Here is a 21,245-nt window from a genome sequence, read left to right as displayed (position 1 = left end):
ATGTCGACTTTGTTTGGTCACGCAGATCACTCATTGTACTCAAATGGGATGACGTTTTTACGTCGTCCTATGGTGCAAAATATTAATGCAATTGATGCAGACGTAGTCGTTTTAGGCTTACCGTTTGATTTAGCGACATCGGGTCGCCCTGGTGCACGCTTAGGTCCTGATGCGATTCGTCGTGCGTCGGTTCATTTAGCATGGGAAGACACTAAGTACCCGTGGACGTTCCCGTTGTTTGAGCGTTTAAAAGTGGCAGACGCAGGGGACTTTACTTACCCTGTTGGCGATCCTGAGTATTTTACTGCGCAACTAGAAATGGCTGCTGAGCAAATACTTCGCCAAGGTAAAACGCTATTAGGTTTAGGGGGCGATCACTTTGTGACGCTTCCGCTATTACGTGCTCATGCAAAAATACATGGCAAAATGGCATTAGTACATTTTGATGCGCACACCGATACCTATAGCAATGGCTCGCGTTTTGATCACGGCACTATGTTTTATCATGCACCAATGGAAGGGCTGATTGATGTTGAGCACAGTATACAAATAGGTATTCGTACCGACTTTGATCAAAGTAAACATGAGTTTGCTGTGATTGATGCAATGCAAGCCAACGATTTACATGCAAATGATATTGCAGCGCAAATACTTGAACGAGTAGGTGACCTACCTGTTTACTTAACGTTTGATATAGATTGTTTAGACCCTGCGTTTGCGCCTGGTACAGGCACTCCTGTGTGCGGTGGTTTAACGTCAGATAAAGTACTTAAAGTACTGCGTGCGCTAAAAGGCATAAACATGGTAGGTATGGATGTGGTAGAAGTATCACCTTCGTACGACCAAAGCGAGCTTACCGCTATTGCCGCAGCAACAATTGCTAGCGAATTACTGCATTTGTGGACACATAAAAATAAGTATTAATTTTACAAATTAAATACTACAAAAAAAGGGTATGCGCAGGCATACCCTTTTTTATTTAGAGGTATCGATTATTCAGCAGCTTAATTTCCTTTAACCAAATAACGCTTAGCCCAATAAGAGGCAAATTAGTAGTTACAGGGTTAAATGCTTCAATAAGCAATTGTGGCTGCATTACAACTACAGCGAGTAGAAGGCCAATTAACGCTAAAATATTTAAAATTACTAAGTGTTTATTGTTATAAAACACAAATAAACACAATCCAAATATAATTTCGCCAAAACCCGCCGAACGTGTAATTAAGTCAGACACTTCTGCTGAAAAACCAGCACTGCCAGTCATTAATTTTTCAAGTGGTGCAATATGATAAAGCTTTGGAAAAAAGCCATGATATATCCAACTTAAACTCACTATGTAGCGAGCAAGTTGAATATAACCGCGATTATTTCCTAGCATTGTCAATACGCTCTTGTGCACTTGGGTGGCTAGATAAGTACTCTAAAAAGTCATTTACTTTTTCGAGGTGTTCGTTTTCGCTGGTATGGCTTTCTTGTAGGGCTTCTATTGCATCAGCAAAGTCATTACTCGAATACCCAAGCGACTCTAATTGAGTGAGTGCAAAGGTATCTGCCTCGCGTTCCATATCTCGTGAAAACCCTTGCTGAGCAAACGATGCACCTGTACCTAATGCAACCTCTGCAACCCCTTCTAAATCACCAAATACAACCGCTAGCACAATCGTACTTGCGGCAGATTGTGCTGTAATACGTACGCTATGCTGGTGGACTACATGGCCCATTTCGTGTAGCAATACCGCTTTTAGTGCATTGGGTTTATCGGCAAGTAAATTTGCTAAATCATCTGTGACCACGATACGGCCATGGGGTAGTGCAAACGCGTTAGCACCAAAGCTGTCTGATTTATAAAACGATAATCTATAAACCGATTGATCAAGCGATAACGCATTAAGCATATTTGTAAAATGTGTTTGTACTTTAGTTTGCTGCTCTGCGGGCAGCTCACTTGGGTCAAGCGCAATCTTTTTAATAAGTGTAAAGCTTTGCTCCCCCATTTGTTCCACAACATTACGTGGCAGGGTATCAACACTGTAAACAGCAATAGCCGGTACCGCTTTATAAAGTACTAACCACATAAAAAGTGGTGTAAATATGACTGCGGCTAAAATTGCCCATTTACTTTTTTCAAGGCGCTCCATTATGTGATGGTTATTTTCTTTAAATGGCCATCTGTAACTTACATCTTGAGGAATAAAACGACTGCCATCTTCAAAGTTTAGTTCGTCAGCAAGTCCTGCCATCCCCGAACTTAATTTTAGACTTGAGATTGCGTGGCGAGCTATAACGTGTTCATCGTTAATAACTTCAATGTGTGTGTCGCTAATAGTTGCAACACACACTTGATAGTTACTCGATGCGATGGGGAAAAAATGTCCCTTTACATGCATAGTGAGCTCTTAAGTTAGAGAAAGGTCAATATCAAATACGTTTGCAGCTTCTTCAGCAAATGATGATTGCTGTTCTTGCGCGGTATCAATTAGGTTTAATGCACCAGGATAAATAGTGACGTTAGTTACATCAGCGAGCATTTTTGATGTACGTACTTTTGTCCATGGGTATGCAAGGCCTAAAGAAAATACAATAGCCAACATATTAGTGAGTAGTAAAACAGCGAAAGGAATTGGTTTTAGCTCAGATTTAAATGTAGCAACGCCTTCAAAATGGCTGTTATCAAAAATGTGATTTCTAATAGCGGCGTGCCATACAGCAGAAACAATGGCAATCATTAGCACATAGGCAATCATCATAAAGATAGGAAGCATAACCATAGCTGCAGAATTTTCTAAATTTTGTTGGTTTTCAATATCTACTAAGTTGAGGCCAAATAATCCTAAAATCCCCATAAATACCACCATGGTGATAGAGCTCACTACAAAGCAAATAAGCGCTGTTAAGTAATAGGTTTCGCCTTTTAGATTTACAGTAAGCGGTTTGTCACCGTAACTAATATTGCTATGGATATAGCTATCAATACGTTTTATAACGTAAGGCATTAATAAATAAAGCGTAAATATGCTGGCAATAGGTAAAAGTATAAAGTTAACAAAGGCTTCGCCATAGCTGCCTTTAAAAGCAAAGCGAACATTACGATGGCGGGTCATACGCAGATTAAAACGTAAACCTTGGTTAATAATCCATGGCATTAAAAAGATAAAACCAAGAGCAATAAACAGGCCTAAAATAGGCATAAAGCTAATAGAAAATGTATAAATAAAAAATACAATAACCGCTAAAATCCGACCTTTTAAAATTTGTATTGGCGTTGCTAGGTAGTCAAAGCTATGACCATCTATACGGGTGTGGCCGTAAAAATAGCGATGCGTACGTACTTTAGCCCACGCTGAGTATATGCCAAGCGTAATAACGCTAAGTAATATATTTACAATCCAAATTCCAAAAAACTCACCGCCTTTACCACTAAACTGCACTTTTCCGCTAAAAATTGGTTCAGCAGGCTCATTTATTGGTGGGGTTGTTTCAGAGGGGGTAGGGTGTATTGATTCCATTAAAATTATATCCATGTTGTTTTTTTGTTAATTTACCCATTTTTAGTGCAAAATTCAATGTTTATAATTATCTCACCCTTCTGTAAACAGCTATAAATAGGCGTTTTAAGTATTGAGTTAAATACTCTAATACTTTTTTATAAATAAACCTCGCTGGTTTTATTTATTTGGCTGGTAACTGGGATCTTTAGCTTTTTAATATGCGATTTAGCTACTATACATAGTTAATGCTGCTTAAATGTAATGGCATTAATTATGTATTAAGCACACCTACGTACAATTAAGCTAATTGATTTATATGCCAAAATAATAGATTGTAAGAGTAGTAGGGATGTAAATTTATTTAGGTTTTACAGCTTTTATCACCGCTTTAAATAACATTAGGATATTTATTATGTTTCAAGCAGTCGTGCTAGGGGGATTAGAATTTAGCCCGCTGATTGTTTATTTCCCAATTGCGTTTATTTTAACAGCGCTGACTCGTTTTGCTTTGCATCGACTAGATTGGCATGACCGTATTTGGAAAGTGGCTTGGTTTGAAGTGTCACTATTTGTTTGTTACTTGGCACTGGCCGTCTATTTACTAAGTGGAAGATAAATTGAATGATTAAATATCTGCGTATTACTTTTACTATCTTGGTTGTTATAGCTGCGGTTTTTGCTGGGCGTTGGGTATGGACTGACTACATGCATACTCCTTGGACGCGCGATGGTCGCATTCGAGCAGACATAGTTACAGTTGCTCCAGACGTGTCGGGTTGGGTGACTGCTTTAAACATTAAAGATGGTCAAAACGTACAAAAAGGCGAAGTACTTTTTAATGTTGATCAAAAGCGTTACCAAGCAGCGCTTGATAAAAGTAAAGCCAATACAGAAAATACGCTATATACATGGGAGCTTGCTAAACATAAATACGAAAGACGTGTTGAGCTAAACACTCAACAGGCAATAAGTGAAGAAACGCTAGAATCAACACGTATCAATACTAAAATTGCTGAGGCAAATTATAACCTAGCTAAAACAGAGCAAACAATTGCGCAATTAAATGTTGATAGAACTAAAATTGTTGCGCCTGCATCGGGACAAATAATTAATCTGAATTTACGCCAAGGTAACTATGTAGCTCAAGGAACACCTGTGTTTGCTATCGTGCAGTCAGATTCATTTTACGTAACGGGTTACTTTGAAGAGAGTAAAATACCGCTTATTTATCCTGATCAAAAAGCTAAAATAGCGCTTCTAAGCGGTGGTAAGCAATTAACAGGGCATGTAGTGAGTGTAGGTAAAGCAATTGCAAATACGAATACACAAAGTAACGGACAACTTTTACCGCAAGTGCAACAAACATTTAATTGGGTACGTTTATCGCAACGTATTCCTGTTGATATTAAGTTAGATTCATTGCCCGAAGATACACAGTTAAGCGCAGGAATGACCGCCACAATACATCTCGCTACACGTTAAGGGGAAGACAGTGGGCGTTGTATTACAAAATTTGTTTTTTCCTAAAAAACAGGCAATTATTTTTGCGACTAAGGGCGTTATAGCCATGGTAATGGCGCTTACTATTGCTATGTGGCTTAATCTTGAAAGACCTTATTGGGCGTTAGTCTCGGCTATATTTTTGCAATTACGCCCGCAAAGCGGATTAGTTATTGAAAAAGCAATTTGCCAAATAATAGGCACCATAGTGGGTGGTTTATTTGGCATATTGCTTTTAACTCAGTTAATTCTCTACCCTTATTTAGCGCTCGGTGCACTTGCATTATGGTTGGGGGTAAACTCTGCGTTATCGGCAATGGTACGCCAAGCAAACTTTGTTTATGCGTTTGCTATGGCAGGTGTAACAGCCGCTATTATTGTACTTTTAGTCATGGTTACTCCGGCAATGGTGAGCAGTCAAAGTATATTTGATATAGCACAAGCGCGCGTGAGTGAAATAGTAATAGGCTCAATATGTGCAGGCCTTGTGAGCCATTTGTTTTGGCCTGTAAAAGTTAAACACTTACTACAAGTACAAGCGCGGTCGGTTATAAACCAAACGTTAGATTATTTAGTAACTGAGCTTGATTCTAAAGGCTCGCACGAAAATCGCCATCAACAAATAGATGGCATTATGGCAACGTTAGGATCTATAAACGAAGACTCCAGCGCAGTAAGGTACGAAGGACCAAAAGGTCCAGGGCGCTCACGTGCTGCAAATCAATTGTCGCAAAAAGTGCTTTCTTTACTGGCTTCAATTCAAATAATTGGTCGCCTGCAACGAAACCACGCAGATCTCATTACTCCCACATTAGACAAATTAATAAGTAAACTTAAACACGTATTCGCGCAAATTAAAGAATCTGACGATTTTGATTACTGCGCCGAACAAGTTAAAACACTGCGTAAAGAGCTAACCGACTATAGAGCAAATACGGTGTGTGATTCGCCATTTGAATCTCACATGCTCAATGTGAGCTTAGAAGTGGCAGCCGACTTAACAATTTTACTACGCGCATACAGAGCTTTAGAACAACGCGATAAAACATTATTAAATGCACCCAGTATGCTTACATATCGCGACCCATTAGCTGGCATTATTGTTGGATTTAGAACTGCTTTGGTGTTTTCTATCGGCGCATTTATTTGGATTAATACAGGTTCTTCAGCTGCATTATTAATTATGATATTACCGGTCATATTTTCGATAATGCTGTCGAGAATACCCTTGGCTATTTTACAGGTTGTAATTAAACGTTTATTGGCAGGTATAATTGTTGCTACTTTTGTAACTATTTTTTATGCGTTAAATTTACTGTCGCAAAGTGGAGGGCAATTAGAAATATTATTGCTTGTATTAGCTGGTCCGTATTTTTTGGGTTTGCTGTTACTCGCTGATCAACAAACGCTGCCATACGGCTTAGGGTTTTGTATTCCATTTACTATTTTGGTTAGACCCAGCATGGATATGAGCCTAGCATTTTCAATTGATTATACACTCAGCTCTGCAATCGCTATTTTTGCTGGCGTGAGTATTTTATTTTGGATTTTTCAGTTATTTACAGGACCAAGTGTTCAGTTACTTGTTCATCGTGTTTTTAAGGCTACCTATAAAGATTTACTCGAAATAAATACCCATCAAACTCCGAGTATTTGGTACAACCGCCGCATGGCAGATAGGTTAATCCGCTTAACTAATTACGATCAGGGCTCACACTCACGCGCTATTACCGATATGGCTCTTACCGGTCTAAACTTAGGACATGCTTCAGTGCGATTAAACTCAATTTGCGAAAACCTTGCTGGTGACACAAAGCTAAAATACTTAAATGAGTGGCAACGCATGTTGGCTGATGCATTTATGCTGGCTACCAAAGGTAAGTTTGATGAAAACTTTAAGCAAGCGTCTGATAATCTTTATAACGAATTAGCCGCATCTGTTGGTGATTCAAACCAATTAGAGGCAATAAAAGGGATGTTTATTCGCATTAATCTGACCTTTGAAAGAAGTGCCAGCAAGATAAATTAACCCCATTCGCTGCTTTCGAGTTCAGATGTTATAACGAAATCTGTTATACTTGATGGACAATTTTATGGGGCTGTTATGATTTCAAAAAACCAACTCAAACTTATTCGCCAACTTGGCCAAAAAAAGTACCGAAAGCAATATAATCAATACCTTGTACAAGGTGAAAAAAACGTACTTGAGTTATTAAACAGCCCATTAAATGCGGTTAATATTTTTGCTACAAACGAATTTATAAATGCGTACCAAAGTGAGTATCAGCACGCTAATTTTATTGAAGCGGATGAAGAAACCCTCACTAAAGCGAGCACGCTAGTTAGCAATAATGCAGCCATTGCTATTGTTGATATGCCAAAGGCAGCTTTACCACAATCAAATGGCTTAATACTCGCGCTTGATGGCGTATCTGACCCTGGTAATTTAGGTACAATAATTAGAGTAGCTGATTGGTACGGTATTAAACATATAGTAACTAGCACCGACAGCGCAGACGCTTACAACCCTAAAACAATTAGCGCCACAATGGGCTCGTTTGTAAGGGTATCGGTAAGCCAAGTAGATTTACCTGATTACTTACAGTCTTTAAATTTACCTGTTTACGGTGCTTTTTTAGATGGACAAAGTGTACATAAAACCCAATTTACGGGCTCAGGCGTTTTGCTAATGGGCAGTGAGTCGCATGGTATACGCGAGACATGTGCAAAGTTAGTGACCAATAAAATCACCATTCCCGCTTTTGGTGGAGCAGAGTCACTTAATGTTGCAATGGCGACCGGTATTATTTTAGATAACTTTAAACGACAAGCTTAATCTATTAGTAAATTATGGGTTAAATTGTTTATGACAAATAACAATAATAAATTGGTAATAACAATAAGATGCGCTTAAGCACTATTAAATTAGCGGGCTTTAAATCGTTTGTAGAGCCCACTAAAATTCCATTTCCTGATCAAATGACATGTGTTGTAGGCCCTAATGGCTGTGGCAAATCTAACGTTATTGATGCAGTACGATGGGTGCTAGGTGAAAGCTCTGCTAAAAACCTGCGTGGCGATGCCATGACCGACGTTATTTTTAATGGCTCAACTAATCGTAAAGCCATATCACAAGCTTCTGTAGAGCTTGTTTTTGATAACGATAAAGGTAGTCCTTCAAACACATTTGCCGATCGAAACCAAATTGCAATTAAACGCTTAGTAACGCGCGACGGGCTATCGCTGTACTTTTTAAATGGCAGTAAATGCCGTAAGCGTGATATTACCGATATATTTTTAGGTACAGGTCTTGGTCCGCGTAGTTACGCAATTATTGAGCAAGGGATGATCTCGCGCTTAATAGAAAGTAAACCACAAGAATTACGCGTATTTTTAGAAGAAGCCGCTGGCGTTTCTAAGTACAAAGAGCGCCGACGCGAAACACAAACTCGTATAAAAAGCACCCGCGAAAACCTTGAACGTTTGTTAGATGTGCGTAAAGAGCTGCAAAGCCAGTTAGATAAATTGGCTGTGCAGTCGGTTGATGCAAAAAAATACCGCGAATTAAAAGCACAAGAACGTACGCTAAAAGGCCAAATTGCCGTTTTAAAATGGCAAAAGTTACATCAGCAGCAACTTGAAAAAAGTGCCCAAATTAAAAAACTTAATGATCAAATTTCGTTTTTTAAAACCGCTAACTCAGGGCATGACGATGTACTTGCAAGCCTAGAGGGGCAAGTACAAGCCCAGCAAGATAAACTAAGCGATGCACAGCATCAGCAACATGTTATACACACCGAGCTTACTCGCGCTGAGCAACAACAAATAAATGTAAAGCAGCAAACCCAAACGCTTAAACAAAGTTTAATTAAATTACAGCAACGCCAAATTCAAAGTGCTGAGGTAAAATCGCAGCAGCAAATTGTGTGCGAGCAACTAAATGAAGCCCTGCAAGAGGCAAGTGAAAACGCGTTAATGTGCGAAGAGCAAGTTAGGAAGTTAACGCATGAGCTTGAGGAATTATTAGCACTGAAGCAGCGCCACAATACACACTGGCAAACTTTGTGTGAGCAACAGCAACAACTTAATAATAATGCGCAACTGCATAGCAGTCACATTAAACAAACTCAGCAGCAAATAAGCCACGTTAACGAGCAACTTAATCAGTTAAATGCGCAGCTTACTGACTTACAAAGTAGCGATGTAGAACAACAATTAACGCAGCAAACACAGCAAACACAAACATTAACCCAAGAACTTGCCGCTAAACAAACAGCGCACACGCAGTGCAGTGCTAAGCTTGAAGTGCAAAATGAGCGTGTTAATAACTCACAAAAGCAATATTCGACGCTTACTCAAACAATAAATGAGTTAAAAGCCAGTATAACGGGGCTTAAAAGTACATTAGGGCTTGATGAAGAAAGTGAAAGTACTAATGGTTTGTTTAATCAGCTAAGTGTTAAAGAAGGCTTTGAGCCCTTAATAGAGCAAGCACTTAAATCGCTAGAGCACTTAAATGTAAGTGAGCAGCAAGCTGATAATAGTGTGTGGCCAATTAGTGGTAAGCACATTGCTGAAAATAGCTTAGCGGCATTCATAGCAAGTGGCGTGTACCCAGATCATTTAACGCGTATTGCTTATAGTGAGAGCGGTGATCTAACGCTGTTAAAAGATGCTTATTATACAGCCGTTATGGATAAAAACGGTGCTTTATATGGTCGTAACTGGCATGTAAGTGCTGATCGTAACGCAGAAAACTCATTGCTTTTAAAACATAAGCAATTGCAGGATAAAGCTCAGCAGTTAACCAATGCCGAGGATGAGCTAAAACAAGTAACACACACTCGTGATGAACATACAGCTGATCAAATAAAGTTAATTAACGAGCAAAGCGAGCTAAAAGAAGCCATACATGAGCTTGCGCAAAATATAGCAGTAGCCGGTACACGCAGCGATATGCTCAAACAGCAAGTAGCGCACTTTAAGCTTCAACTAGAAAAGCTACAGCAACAAAAACAGCAATTAACCACTGCGCTTTTGCAATTAAATAACGTGCTTGATGAGCAAACAGAGCAATTTGACGTTTTTAATGAGCAGCAACTTAATTTAGCGGATGAGCTAGACGCTGCAAATAGCTTACGCTCACAAAGTGATAAAAGTTATAGCGAAGCATTAAGCATGCTTGAGCAATATAAAACACAAGCGCATAAGGCAACGCTCTCAGAGCAAAAGGCACGTAGTGAATGGCAGTTAAGCCAAACCAAATTGAGCCATGCAGAGCAAGAGCACGTTAGTGCATCTGAAGGTGCGCAAGAATTACTCAATGAAATAGAAGAACTGCTGATACCAGAGCAAGAACTTGGCGATAAAATAACGCAGTTTTTAGCGCAGCATCAAAAAGGCGAGCAGGCACTGGTAGTGCTACAAAAAGAATTATCTCACGCTAAAGAAAGTTTAAACACCAAGCAAGCAAGTCTTAAAAACTCACAAGGTGAGCTGGTGGGCTTGCAAGAGCAGCATCAAAAGCTAACAATTGAAGAGCAAAGCTTACTAATAAAAGCGCAAGTTGCGCTCGAACCATTAGAAGAGCTAAAGCAAAGCTTAAAAGCAATACTTGATGAATTACCTGATTCATTGAATTTAAGTGCAGCGCAAAATCAGTTAACCGGATTTACTAATCAGTTAGATAAATTAGGTGCAGTAAACTTAGCGGCAATAGAAGAGTTTGATTTAGCTAAAGCTCGTAGTGACTATCTTGATAATCAATTAGATGATTTAACAAAAGCGTTAAGTACCCTTGAAGGTGCAATTCGTAAAATTGATAGTGAGACCAAAACACGCTTTAAAGCGACGTTCGATCAAGTTAACGAAGACTTTGCAGAGCTATTTCCTAAAGTTTTTGGTGGTGGTAGTGCGTATTTAGAATTAACCAGTGACGATTTACTCGAAAGTGGTGTTAGTATAATGGCACGACCACCGGGTAAGAAAAATTCAACAATTCATTTGTTAAGTGGTGGAGAAAAAGCGCTGACCGCATTATCATTAGTGTTTTCTATATTCAGGCTCAATCCAGCTCCTTTCTGTATGCTGGACGAAGTAGATGCACCATTGGATGATGCCAACGTTGTGCGTTTTTGCCGTTTGGTTGAAGAAATGTCACAATCAGTGCAGTTTATTTATATTAGTCATAATAAAATTGCGATGGAAATGGCTGGTAGATTAACAGGTGTTACTATGGCAGAACCTGGCGTATCGCGTATGGTTGCTGTAGATATAGAGCAAGCTGTGCAACTTGCACATGCATAAATTTTTATAACAAGTGTATTAGTTTTTAATTAATATACAGGTTTTAGGCATATCAAATAATAAAAGGTGAGGGGATGGCCGAACAATTAAGATGGGTTTTAATCATTATCAGTGTAGTTGTCATTGGTGGTTTATTAATACATGGATTGTGGTCTGTGAGAAAAAAAGACCGCCCAGAAGTATCTGATAACGAGCGAGTTGAGCCATTACAAGAAAGCGCATCAGCTTCATCTAAACCGTTTCGAGCTGAGGCTGAACCAAAAGAGCCAATGCAAGACGAACGTGATGAGCCACAGTTTGGCGAGCTTAACTTTGATGCAAATGAGCCGCAAATAGATACAAGCGTGCCAGAAGTGCCGATTGAAGATGACCTAGAAATAGTTGATGACCTAGAAGCAAAAGAGCAAAGCGCTGAAGAAGCACCTGCTCAAATGTCTGACTTTGTTATCGTACATATTCAAATGCCAGAAGAGCTTAGCATGCAGGGCAGTAAATTATTGCCAGCAGTTAACACTTTAGGTTTTAAATATTCTGAGGAAGGCTTTTTTAATCGCCACTTAGATCCGGCTGGCCAAGGCCCTGTTTTATTTAGATTAGTAAATATGTACAACCCAGGTACGTTTGATATTGATAATATGGAACAGTTTAGTACCGCTGGGGTAAGCTTATTTATGACATTACCGTGCGACGGCGATGGTCTAGCTGCATTTAATATGTTGCACAGCGCAGCTAAAAAGTTAGCGGATGAATTTGGTGCGCAAATTTTAGATGCTGAGCGAAATGAAATGACAGTAGATCGCGTAAGACAATATGTTGAGCAGGTTCGTTCTTTTTCAGCGTAAATAACGCATACATTATATTTTTATAAGCCACTGGACGGTGAATCGTCAAAGTGGCTTTTTTTATGTTTATTGAGGTTTAAATGTCTAGCAGCATTAGTGAGCAAGTTAATCATCTTCGTACTACATTAGAGCAACACAACTATAATTATTATGTGCTCGACACCCCCAGTATTCCTGATTCTGAATACGATAGGTTATTACGCGAACTAAGCGCACTTGAAACCGAGCATCCTGAATTTTTAACCGCCGACTCACCTACACAAAAAGTAGGCGGTGCAGCACTTAGTAAATTTGAACAAGTAGCGCACCAAGTACCCATGCTCTCACTTGATAACGCCTTTAGTGAAGAAGAATTCACTGCGTTTAATCGCCGTATAAAAGAGCGTTTAATGAGTACTGATGAGCTTACTTTTTGTTGTGAGCCAAAACTTGATGGTTTAGCTGTATCAATTATTTATCGCGATGGTGTGCTTGTACAAGCGGCTACTCGAGGTGATGGTTTTACCGGTGAAAACATTACTCAAAATGTTAAAACCATTCGTAATGTACCGCTCAAGCTCCGTGGTGATTACCCAAAAGAGCTTGAAGTTCGCGGCGAAGTATTTATGGACAGCGCTGGCTTTGATAAATTGAATACTGAGGCAGAAAAACGCGGTGAAAAAGTATTTGTTAACCCGCGTAATGCAGCGGCGGGGAGTTTGCGTCAACTCGACTCTAAAATTACCGCTAAACGCCCACTCATGTTTTATGCGTACAGCACCGGGCTTGTTGCTGATGGCAGCATTCCTGAGGATCACTATCAGCAATTAGAAAAGCTGACTGATTGGGGACTACCTTTGTGCCCAGAAACAAAATTAGTTGAAGGTCCAAAAGCCGCGCTCGATTACTACAGCGATATTTTAACGCGCCGTGGTGAGCTTAAATATGAAATTGATGGCGTAGTAATAAAAATAAATAAAAAGACCTTACAAGAGCGCTTAGGCTTTGTGGCACGTGCTCCTCGTTGGGCTATTGCGTATAAGTTTCCGGCGCAAGAGGAAATAACCCAACTACTTGATGTTGATTTTCAAGTCGGTCGTACTGGCGCCATTACACCTGTTGCACGTTTGAAGCCTGTTTTTGTGGGTGGCGTTACCGTATCAAATGCAACGCTTCATAACAGTGATGAAGTTGCACGTTTAGGCGTAAAAGTAGGCGATACAGTTATTATTCGCCGTGCTGGAGACGTAATCCCACAAATAACTCAAGTTGTACTTGAACGCAGACCTGATGATGCCAGAGATATCGAATTCCCGACGACTTGCCCAATCTGTGATTCTCATGTTGAAAAGGTTGAAGGCGAAGCTGTAGCCCGTTGTACGGGTGGACTTGTATGTCCTGCACAGCGTAAGCAAGCTATTAAGCACTTTGCTTCGCGCAAAGCGCTGGATATAGATGGTCTTGGCGATAAGATTGTTGATCAGTTAGTCGATAGAGAACTTATAAAAACGCCTGCTGATTTGTTTATTTTAAAACAGGGGCATTTTGAGTCACTTGAACGTATGGGACCTAAGTCAGCTAAAAACTTAGTAACAGCACTTGAAGAGGCTAAAGGCACTACGCTTGCTAAGTTTTTATATTCATTAGGTATTCGAGAAGCCGGGGAGGCGACAGCACAAAATTTAGCTAATCACTTTCTAACCCTTGAAAATGTAATAAATGCCAGCATTGATAGTTTAACGCAAGTAAGTGATGTAGGCGAAATAGTAGCTGCTCATGTTCGTGGCTTTTTTGATGAAGAGCATAATTTAGCAGTTGTTAATGCGCTGATAGATCAAGGTGTAAACTGGCCAGCGTTGAGCGCACCTTCTGAGGAAGAACAGCCGCTCGCTGGGCTTACATATGTACTTACAGGTACGCTTAATACACTTAATCGCAATGATGCAAAAGCACGATTACAAAAACTTGGTGCCAAGGTGTCTGGTAGCGTATCGGCTAAAACAGATGCGTTAGTGGCGGGTGAAAAAGCAGGTTCAAAACTAACAAAAGCACAAGACCTAGGCATAGACATACTAACTGAAGATGAATTAATTGAGTTGCTTATAAAGCATAACGGTTAGGAAAATGACAATGAGCCGATATGGGCCAGAATACTGGGATAAGTACGGAAGTTACCGTACGCCTATTGCATTTCATTTAAGTGTGCTTGTGCTATTACGCAGTTATTTTATTTGGGTTATTGCGGCTTTAAGCCGCAGGCCTGAACTAGATTTAATGTCGTTATTTTTTAAAAATAAAAATGATTTTTTTATCGCAATAACGATTGGAAGTATTGCAATAATACCGACTATTTTATTTTGTTTACGCAGACCACGAGATTCACACAGTGTAAGCAACAGGTTAGCAAGAATATGGCGACATATGCGCTGGCCTCTTATTTTATGTGCAGTTGTTGATTTAACATGGTTAAGTGTTCAAGCAGCACATAGCCATTATCGATTTTCATCATTTTTAGCAGTACAAATAATGATTGTTTTATGGGTATTATGGTATTTGGTGAAAAGCCGCTATTTAACTGTTTTCTTTAATGATTGGCCTGAGCCGACAGAAAAGGCATCAGAAGAAAAGAAGCGACTTAAAAGGGATTAGTTGTGGACGCCGTAAATAAAAAAATAGCGATAGCTATATCGATAATAGGCTTTGTGCTTATTATTTTAATGATTAGCACTGAGCTTTTAGAGTTTATGTGGTTTAAAGCGTTATTTGGGTTATGGGTATTTGTTTTTTGCTCAAGCGTTTATAGGTTAACGCCTTTATTTAAATCAAGAAACAGGTTAGAGGATTTTATTCAGCGAGATGCCCAACACTTATTACTTTTTAGTTTGATGGGATTTTTTGATAAAAAGCACGGTCCAGATTGGTTAGTTATTGAGAGTATTGAACGTATAACGACAAAGGATGATGAGCTAATAATTTACAGTAATAACGAGCGCCAAATGAGTGTTAGTTTACCTGTAAAAAAAGCAGAGCTAGATAGTTTTATTAAACGAATACTTACCGACTCAGAAAAACAAAATATTACCTTTAGCTAAGAAAATTACCTTTAAGGTTGAACGAGTTTTAGTCTTAAACGGTCAACACTCCTTAGCTGATCTTTAGTGTATTAAATAACGTAATAATTAGCCGTACTTTTTATGACTTTATAAAGTATAGCTAATCAACTATTCAATGAGGCTATTATGTTGAAGTGGAATGATGTTATTAACTTTGCCACCAATGGCAATCCTACCCCAAGTAAAAAAGTAGTCAAAACTGACGAGCAGTGGCGGATGCAACTATCAGAAGATGAATATTACGTAACACGTAAAAAGGGAACAGAGCGCCCAGGTAGCTCGGGTAGTTGTACATTACTCGAACCTGGCAAGTATGTGTGTATTTGTTGTGATAATCTATTGTTTGATGCTGATGAGAAGTTTGATAGTGGTACTGGTTGGCCGTCATTTACGCAACCTGCGACAATTGAAGCGATTGGCTATGTAAGCGATACAAGTCATGGTATGGAGCGCATAGAGGTGGTTTGTAACGTGTGCGATTCGCACTTAGGTCATATTTTTCCAGATGGCCCATTACCAACGGGTTTACGTTATTGCGTTAATGCCGCATCAATGAAAAAGCTCTAATATTTTATTTACTAGCGCTTTGAATATCTAAATTCATTTCTTTTGCTATGTGCAAAATCTTATCTAAACGCTGCGTCTGATCTGCTTGTAATTTAGTTTTATCAAGAAGGGCGTAGCACCTTCTAGCAAGATCCATATTAAATGAGCTGCCAGATTGCTTAGTTGAATCAAATAGGCACTGTAATAAATTAAGTGCGATACTTTGATTACGAGGCATGACTCTAAACGCTTGTGTAAAAGCTTCCAACGCAGTATTTAATTGGCCTTTATTAAATTGACTAACGGCATGGTTGTTAAGCTCTTTTGGACCCATTTTAATATCGCGTCGCTCACTTTGTTGCTGCTGAATATAACGTAAGTAAGTTGTGTCGCTAACTGCGGGATGTCTTTCACAGTGGCTAATTATTTGTGTGAATAAGGTTTGCGCCTTTTGATGAAACCCCAGTTCATGAAATGCTTTTGCTTTATCAAGTGCGCCATCAACCGATCGGATATGAGTATCGTCATCATCAAGTTGTTCAATTAGCTTTTTAGCTTTTTGATGCTCGTCTTTTAAGTAATGGAGTCGTGCATTAAGTACATCAATTTGAGCTTGATTTGTATTATTAGGAAACTGTTTTTTTAAATCATTAATGTACTGATTGGTTTGCCTAGAAATTCGTTGAATTTGATCGGTTTGATCAGTCGTTAGCGCAAAGTCGATACCTGCACGTGCTGCATTCAAATATACATCGGGGTGGTCATGTATTGAGTGTTTTGCAAAGGTGGCTATATCTTTTTGAGTTAAATAGCTTTTTTCGTAGTCGTGATTAATTAGCGACACATTACTTAGCGATTTTTGGCGTGTGATATTTCGCGGTGCAATTTCTGCAGCTTGGCTTAAAAAGCTTTGTGCTAGCTCAAATTGATTTAGCTTTATTTCTAATCTGCCCAACAAATCAAGGGCTACTAAACGAGTTTCTTGGCGCTCTAACATTGTTTTGAGCATTCGCTGCGCCAAAATATGTTCGTTATTCGCTATAAGTGCTTCTACTAAGCCTACTTTTGCCCAAGCAAATTTTTGAATGTCGAGAACAGACTTAAAAAAGTCTTTCGCATCTTGAGCGCGCTTTAAGCGAAGTAAGGCATCACCTTTTAAGCGAAGTAGGATAGGGCTGTAATTATTATTTTTTTTATCCAGAGCGGTATCAATAAACTTAATAGCTTTTGAATCGTTACCATCATCAATTAATGAATACACTGTTTGTAAGTCGTGTTTACGCTTTAAGATTCGTTCAATGCGTATTTTAAGCTCTTGTACTGTAAAAGGTTTAACTAAAAAGTCATCAGGTTGCAGCTCAAGAACACTATGAACGAGTGAGCCACTTGTTTCTGCTGAGATAAAAATAAAGCCAGTCGAGCTTTTTATGAGTTGCTTTACACGTAGCTCTTCATAAAGCTGGTAGCCATCTTGGTGTTTATTTAAGTTGAATGAGCAAACGATTAGATCAAATTCTTCACTTAAACACTGCTCTTTTGCAGAATTTGCATGATCAGCAAAGCGCAACTGCCGAAAGCCAAGCCTTTCTAACGATTGTTTCATATAGCTTTGAGCAAGTGGCTGCTCCTCTACTATAAGTATTTTGGCTTTTGAATAGATCTTAGTTGGCATTGGCTTAAGCGTAATTGTATTTAACACAGACTATAATCAACAGTTTAACTCCTTACAAGGGAATTTAAATGATAGCTGTATTTATTAGGTACTTAACTTTGCCTAATACGTTTATCTAACTACGAAGGTACTGAGCCGAATAACATAATTAAAAACTAAATAAGTAAAATTGATAACGCTATATTTGATGAGTGCTTTGATATGGAAATTTAGATTTTAATAAAAATATGAAATGTATTTAAGGTAAAAAGAGGAGTTAAACGTATTTAATATGGGAAAAGAGTTATTACTAGAGAAGTTGTCATTTAAAGAGTTGTCTGATGGTATTTATATGTGGTGGGTGATTACTTGGCTTGATACCAGTGACCCTCGCCATTATTTGTAAAGGGTGGCGATGCTCTTTTTCTTACGGCTAAGTTAATTACATACGATTTATATATTGAGTTTTTATAAAATTCTTAAATGTATTTAATATGAGAAGGAAGAGTTATTACTAGAGAAGTTGTCTGATGGCATTTATATGTGGTGAGTGATACTGGACTTGAACCAGTGACCCTCGCCTTGTAAGGGCGATGCTCTCCCAACTGAGCTAATCACCCACATATAAAATAGGTATAACGCTTAATTAAATGCTTTAAACATTTAAGCTGTAATTTGGTGGGTGATACTGGACTTGAACCAGTGACCCTCGCCTTGTAAGGGCGATGCTCTCCCAACTGAGCTAATCACCCAAATTACATTATTAACTATCAAGGGTGATAGTTAATGCTGGACTTTAACCAGTAATCCTCGCCATTATTTGCAAAAGGCGGTGATGCTTTCTTCTTTTGTAACTGAGCTAATCACCCAAATTACATTTTAATATGCACCATTCTAGGAATGGTGGGTCGTACTGGACTTGAACCAGTGACCCTCGCCTTGTAAGGGCGATGCTCTCCCAACTGAGCTAACGACCCATATTAAATTTTAAAACGCGACTATTAACATAATAATAGGCTTTATATGTGGTGGGTGATACTGGACTTGAACCAGTGACCCTCGCCTTGTAAGGGCGATGCTCTCCCAACTGAGCTAATCACCCACATATAAATTAAAACGCTACTATTGAAATAAATAGTACTGGACTTTAACCAGTGAACCTCGCCGTTACTTGTAAATAGCGGTAATGTTCTCTTTTTTCTAACTGAGCTAACGACCCATTTAGATTTTCTTGTAATATGCACCATTCTAAGAATGGTGGGTCGTACTGGACTTGAACCAGTGACCCTCGCCTTGTAAGGGCGATGCTCTCCCAACTGAGCTAACGACCCATATTACATGCTACTACCTATATAGATAGTACTGGACTTTAACCAGTGAACTTCGCCATCTTTTATAAAAGGCGGTGATGCTCTCTTTTCTTGTAACTGAGCTAACGACCCATATTACAATTTTAAAACACGACTATTATATAATAATAGGTTTTATATGTGGTGGGTGATACTGGACTTGAACCAGTGACCCTCGCCTTGTAAGGGCGATGCTCTCCCAACTGAGCTAATCACCCACATATAAATTAAAACGCTACTATTAAAAAAATAGTACTGGACTTTAACCAGTGAACTTCGCCGTTACTTGTAAGTAGCGGTAATGCTCTCTATTTTCTAATTGAGCTTAGGACCCATATAGAATTTAGATGTGAACACTTTAATTAAAAAGTGGTGGGTGATACTGGACTTGAACCAGTGACCCTCGCCTTGTAAGGGCGATGCTCTCCCAACTGAGCTAATCACCCACATCTAAACAACATTGCATTGCTGCGTTGTTGTGGGGCGCTATTATAGATAGAGTTGGAAATGTGTCAACACTTGAATGATAAAAATGTGCTGAATGAAGGTTTTATAAACAATAGGATATGGTTGAAGTCTATTTTATCATCAAATTTGATATTGCAGTTCAATTAAGCACCTAATAAGCTCACTAAAAGTGAGTAGGGAATTGTATTTTATTAATCTTAAATTTAGCTTCACGATACTTATTGTTTTTTTACTGGAGTCGTTTTTATGATTATGAGCAAGATGGATTAATATTAGGGCGAGTTATTTAGTGAATAGAGCGATCCTTTAAAAATGAATTTAATCTAAACTTCCCAAAAAAATGCTATTTTCAGCATTCTAAACTCTATTTTTGTACTTACTTTATTTTTATAAGCCAACCTAGCCAAATCGTAAATACTCATACTTCACTAATAGCCTTCGGATTAAGACTAAATAGATCACATATAACTAGTGCGTGTTGACCTTTGTGGATTGAACCCAAAGGGCAGCGCATGTTTGGACTTTATGCGGCGTTATCGCCTATTCATGGGTAATAACCAAACATACTGCTGCAAATTCACCCACCAAAGATCAACACGCCCTAAAGTTTTGTACATAGCATTACGAAGCTACAATGCTATGTACAAAATGTTCTTCAAACAATAATCGAGTTTTTAGTACGAGTTACGCTGGTTATTAAGCAAGTAAAGGCTGCGGGTACTCATCCACATTTAAGTTTTGGTTATTATAAGCAATTGTAACTTTTAAAAGATTAAGGCGATTGGCGGGGCCTTAATTGGTCGTTTTTAGATAAGTTCAATTTGCATATAAATGTATACCTTTGCTTTGATGCAATTTTGTTGCATTAAATAGGGGAGTAGGGTGTTGTTAAGTATTCGCTGCGATATAGTGATGTTATTATAAGCAGTAGGGCTAGAAACTTATTCAAATTGTATTTTTTAGCACGCTTGATAGCCAGTTTGTTGAAAATTAAACCATTTAAATAAAGCTAGGTAAAAAACTGTTGACTTTATTTTGGGTGGTGCATAGAATGCGCCCCGCACTAAGCGATACACGATGTGTTTATCACGACGGGTATTGATTAAGTTGGGGCCATAGCTCAGCTGGGAGAGCGCTTCGCTGGCAGTGAAGAGGTCTGCGGTTCGATCCCGCATGGCTCCACCAAAAATTAGTGTTTTGTCCTAGGGTAGCAGTTTTCTGTGTCCCCATCGTCTAGAGGCCTAGGACACCGCCCTTTCACGGCGGTAACAGGGGTTCGAATCCCCTTGGGGACGCCACTTAACTTTTATTAGTTAAAGGCGGTTTTACCGAGAAAATAGCGTCACAATTAAAGCTCGAGTCTTTACTTGTATTAAACGCAATTACCTTAAAGCTCATGATGTGAGTTAAACTTATCAACTGTCCTAGTGACACATTTATGTGTCCCCATCGTCTAGAGGCCTAGGACACCGCCCTTTCACGGCGGTAACAGGGGTTCGAATCCCCTTGGGGACGCCACTTACTTATTTTCAATAGGGAAGTGAAGTGTTATTAAGAAAGCTCGCCTGAAACGAGTCTAAAAATTCAGTTGTCCTAGTGACACATTTATGTGTCCCCATCGTCTAGAGGCCTAGGACACCGCCCTTTCACGGCGGTAACAGGGGTTCGAATCCCCTTGGGGACGCCACTTACTTATTTTTAATAGGGAAGTGAAGTGTTATTAAGAAAGCTCGTCTGAAACGAGTCTAAAAATTCAGTTGTCCTAGTGACACATTTATGTGTCCCCATCGTCTAGAGGCCTAGGACACCGCCCTTTCACGGCGGTAACAGGGGTTCGAATCCCCTTGGGGACGCCACTTACTTATTTTTAATAGGGAAGTGAAGTGTTATTAAGAAAGCTCGCCTGAAACGAGTCTAAAAATTCAGTTGTCCTAGTGACACATTTATGTGTCCCCATCGTCTAGAGGCCTAGGACACCGCCCTTTCACGGCGGTAACAGGGGT

The 21,245-nt window shown here is 39.2% G+C and carries 15 protein-coding genes and 12 tRNA genes; 16 read left to right on the top strand and 11 right to left on the bottom strand.

Annotated elements, in window-relative coordinates:
- A complete protein-coding gene (speB, locus tag QL995_RS05185) occupies nt 1-924 on the top strand; it encodes an agmatinase (RefSeq protein WP_007583987.1) in 924 nt (307 codons plus the stop codon).
- Nucleotides 925-979: 55 nt separating this feature from the next.
- On the opposite strand, the gene QL995_RS05180 is transcribed toward speB, so the two are convergent.
- The 3 genes from QL995_RS05180 to QL995_RS05170 are packed head-to-tail and all read right to left on the bottom strand — an operon-like array spanning nt 980 to nt 3,506.
- On the bottom strand, nt 980-1,378 hold the full coding sequence (locus QL995_RS05180) for a DoxX-like family protein (RefSeq protein WP_290293496.1): 399 nt from the start codon (nt 1,376-1,378) through the stop codon (nt 980-982).
- Nucleotides 1,365-2,387 carry a M48 family metallopeptidase gene (locus tag QL995_RS05175; protein ID WP_197101627.1) on the bottom strand — a complete coding sequence of 341 codons (1,023 nt, stop codon included), beginning with the start codon at nt 2,385-2,387 and terminating at the stop codon, nt 1,365-1,367. The genes QL995_RS05180 and QL995_RS05175 overlap by 14 nt, the downstream gene beginning before the upstream one ends.
- Nucleotides 2,388-2,396: 9 nt before the next feature.
- On the bottom strand, nt 2,397-3,506 hold the full coding sequence (locus tag QL995_RS05170) for a YjgN family protein (RefSeq protein WP_165721407.1): 1,110 nt from the start codon (nt 3,504-3,506) through the stop codon (nt 2,397-2,399).
- A gap of 394 nt (nt 3,507-3,900) precedes the next feature.
- Between QL995_RS05170 and QL995_RS05165 the strand changes: the two genes are divergently transcribed.
- The 10 genes from QL995_RS05165 (at nt 3,901) to msrB (ending at nt 15,795) form a co-directional block, all read left to right on the top strand.
- Nucleotides 3,901-4,104 (top strand): DUF1656 domain-containing protein, encoded by a 204-nt coding sequence (locus QL995_RS05165; RefSeq protein ID WP_008171772.1) that lies wholly within the window; start codon nt 3,901-3,903, stop codon nt 4,102-4,104.
- 5 nt (nt 4,105-4,109) lie between these two features.
- The gene (locus tag QL995_RS05160) at nt 4,110-4,970 is read left to right on the top strand and encodes an HlyD family secretion protein (protein WP_007584004.1); all 861 of its coding nucleotides are present in this window, start codon (nt 4,110-4,112) and stop codon (nt 4,968-4,970) included.
- A gap of 10 nt (nt 4,971-4,980) precedes the next feature.
- The gene (locus QL995_RS05155; RefSeq protein WP_290293482.1) at nt 4,981-7,017 is read left to right on the top strand and encodes an FUSC family protein; all 2,037 of its coding nucleotides are present in this window, start codon (nt 4,981-4,983) and stop codon (nt 7,015-7,017) included.
- A 75-nt stretch (nt 7,018-7,092) separates the two neighbouring features.
- The gene (locus tag QL995_RS05150) at nt 7,093-7,824 is read left to right on the top strand and encodes an RNA methyltransferase (protein ID WP_290293479.1); all 732 of its coding nucleotides are present in this window, start codon (nt 7,093-7,095) and stop codon (nt 7,822-7,824) included.
- Nucleotides 7,825-7,892: 68 nt separating this feature from the next.
- Nucleotides 7,893-11,294: an AAA family ATPase gene (locus tag QL995_RS05145; RefSeq protein ID WP_290293476.1), complete on the top strand. Its 3,402-nt coding sequence runs from the start codon at nt 7,893-7,895 to the stop codon at nt 11,292-11,294.
- Nucleotides 11,295-11,368: 74 nt separating this feature from the next.
- Nucleotides 11,369-12,136 carry a cell division protein ZipA gene (gene zipA, locus QL995_RS05140; protein ID WP_197152314.1) on the top strand — a complete coding sequence of 256 codons (768 nt, stop codon included), beginning with the start codon at nt 11,369-11,371 and terminating at the stop codon, nt 12,134-12,136.
- Between the two features lie 80 nt (nt 12,137-12,216).
- The gene (gene ligA, locus QL995_RS05135; protein ID WP_290293471.1) at nt 12,217-14,235 is read left to right on the top strand and encodes an NAD-dependent DNA ligase LigA; all 2,019 of its coding nucleotides are present in this window, start codon (nt 12,217-12,219) and stop codon (nt 14,233-14,235) included.
- Between the two features lie 10 nt (nt 14,236-14,245).
- Nucleotides 14,246-14,764, top strand: a complete 519-nt coding sequence (locus QL995_RS05130) for a DUF2919 domain-containing protein (protein WP_290293469.1) — start codon at nt 14,246-14,248, stop codon at nt 14,762-14,764.
- 2 nt (nt 14,765-14,766) lie between these two features.
- Entirely contained in the window at nt 14,767-15,207 is a 441-nt protein-coding gene (locus QL995_RS05125) for a hypothetical protein (protein WP_007584019.1), read from the top strand.
- Nucleotides 15,208-15,354: 147 nt separating this feature from the next.
- Nucleotides 15,355-15,795: a peptide-methionine (R)-S-oxide reductase MsrB gene (gene msrB, locus QL995_RS05120; RefSeq protein ID WP_007584021.1), complete on the top strand. Its 441-nt coding sequence runs from the start codon at nt 15,355-15,357 to the stop codon at nt 15,793-15,795.
- Between the two features lie 4 nt (nt 15,796-15,799).
- Here the strand turns inward: msrB and QL995_RS05115 are convergent, their stop codons facing one another.
- From QL995_RS05115 to QL995_RS05080, 8 genes are all read right to left on the bottom strand, one after another.
- Nucleotides 15,800-17,446: a tetratricopeptide repeat-containing response regulator gene (locus tag QL995_RS05115; RefSeq protein WP_024591593.1), complete on the bottom strand. Its 1,647-nt coding sequence runs from the start codon at nt 17,444-17,446 to the stop codon at nt 15,800-15,802.
- Nucleotides 17,447-17,969: 523 nt separating this feature from the next.
- Nucleotides 17,970-18,045 (bottom strand) — tRNA-Val (locus tag QL995_RS05110).
- Between the two features lie 56 nt (nt 18,046-18,101).
- Nucleotides 18,102-18,177: transfer RNA gene (locus QL995_RS05105), tRNA-Val, on the bottom strand.
- Between the two features lie 149 nt (nt 18,178-18,326).
- Nucleotides 18,327-18,402: transfer RNA gene (locus QL995_RS05100), tRNA-Val, on the bottom strand.
- Between the two features lie 49 nt (nt 18,403-18,451).
- Nucleotides 18,452-18,527 (bottom strand) — tRNA-Val (locus QL995_RS05095).
- Between the two features lie 153 nt (nt 18,528-18,680).
- Nucleotides 18,681-18,756 (bottom strand) — tRNA-Val (locus QL995_RS05090).
- Nucleotides 18,757-18,916: 160 nt separating this feature from the next.
- Nucleotides 18,917-18,992: transfer RNA gene (locus QL995_RS05085), tRNA-Val, on the bottom strand.
- 152 nt (nt 18,993-19,144) lie between these two features.
- Nucleotides 19,145-19,220, bottom strand: a tRNA-Val gene (locus tag QL995_RS05080).
- 1,131 nt (nt 19,221-20,351) lie between these two features.
- Between QL995_RS05080 and QL995_RS05075 the strand changes: the two genes are divergently transcribed.
- The 5 genes from QL995_RS05075 to QL995_RS05055 all read left to right on the top strand — a co-directional run bounded on the left by QL995_RS05075 (nt 20,352) and on the right by QL995_RS05055 (nt 21,098).
- Nucleotides 20,352-20,427, top strand: a tRNA-Ala gene (locus QL995_RS05075).
- 37 nt (nt 20,428-20,464) lie between these two features.
- Nucleotides 20,465-20,540 (top strand) — tRNA-Glu (locus QL995_RS05070).
- A gap of 144 nt (nt 20,541-20,684) precedes the next feature.
- A tRNA-Glu gene (locus QL995_RS05065) sits at nt 20,685-20,760 on the top strand.
- 93 nt (nt 20,761-20,853) lie between these two features.
- Nucleotides 20,854-20,929 (top strand) — tRNA-Glu (locus tag QL995_RS05060).
- A gap of 93 nt (nt 20,930-21,022) precedes the next feature.
- A tRNA-Glu gene (locus QL995_RS05055) sits at nt 21,023-21,098 on the top strand.
- Nucleotides 21,099-21,245: the final 147 nt, after the last annotated feature.

It is taken from the genome of Pseudoalteromonas sp. APC 3358, assembly GCF_030408075.1.
Classification (GTDB): Bacteria; Pseudomonadota; Gammaproteobacteria; order Enterobacterales; family Alteromonadaceae; genus Pseudoalteromonas; species Pseudoalteromonas arctica.
This window is presented reverse-complemented; position numbering and strand designations above follow the sequence as displayed.

Coding starts and splice junctions, on each gene's coding strand:
- speB (WP_007583987.1), top strand. CDS start 1: ATGTCGACTTTGTTTGGTCACGCAGATCACTCATTGTACTCAAATGGG.
- QL995_RS05180 (WP_290293496.1), bottom strand. CDS start 1,378: ATGCTAGGAAATAATCGCGGTTATATTCAACTTGCTCGCTACATAGTG.
- QL995_RS05175 (WP_197101627.1), bottom strand. CDS start 2,387: ATGCATGTAAAGGGACATTTTTTCCCCATCGCATCGAGTAACTATCAA.
- QL995_RS05170 (WP_165721407.1), bottom strand. CDS start 3,506: ATGGAATCAATACACCCTACCCCCTCTGAAACAACCCCACCAATAAAT.
- QL995_RS05165 (WP_008171772.1), top strand. CDS start 3,901: ATGTTTCAAGCAGTCGTGCTAGGGGGATTAGAATTTAGCCCGCTGATT.
- QL995_RS05160 (WP_007584004.1), top strand. CDS start 4,110: ATGATTAAATATCTGCGTATTACTTTTACTATCTTGGTTGTTATAGCT.
- QL995_RS05150 (WP_290293479.1), top strand. CDS start 7,093: ATGATTTCAAAAAACCAACTCAAACTTATTCGCCAACTTGGCCAAAAA.
- QL995_RS05145 (WP_290293476.1), top strand. CDS start 7,893: ATGCGCTTAAGCACTATTAAATTAGCGGGCTTTAAATCGTTTGTAGAG.
- zipA (WP_197152314.1), top strand. CDS start 11,369: ATGGCCGAACAATTAAGATGGGTTTTAATCATTATCAGTGTAGTTGTC.
- ligA (WP_290293471.1), top strand. CDS start 12,217: ATGTCTAGCAGCATTAGTGAGCAAGTTAATCATCTTCGTACTACATTA.
- QL995_RS05130 (WP_290293469.1), top strand. CDS start 14,246: ATGAGCCGATATGGGCCAGAATACTGGGATAAGTACGGAAGTTACCGT.
- msrB (WP_007584021.1), top strand. CDS start 15,355: ATGTTGAAGTGGAATGATGTTATTAACTTTGCCACCAATGGCAATCCT.
- QL995_RS05115 (WP_024591593.1), bottom strand. CDS start 17,446: ATGCCAACTAAGATCTATTCAAAAGCCAAAATACTTATAGTAGAGGAG.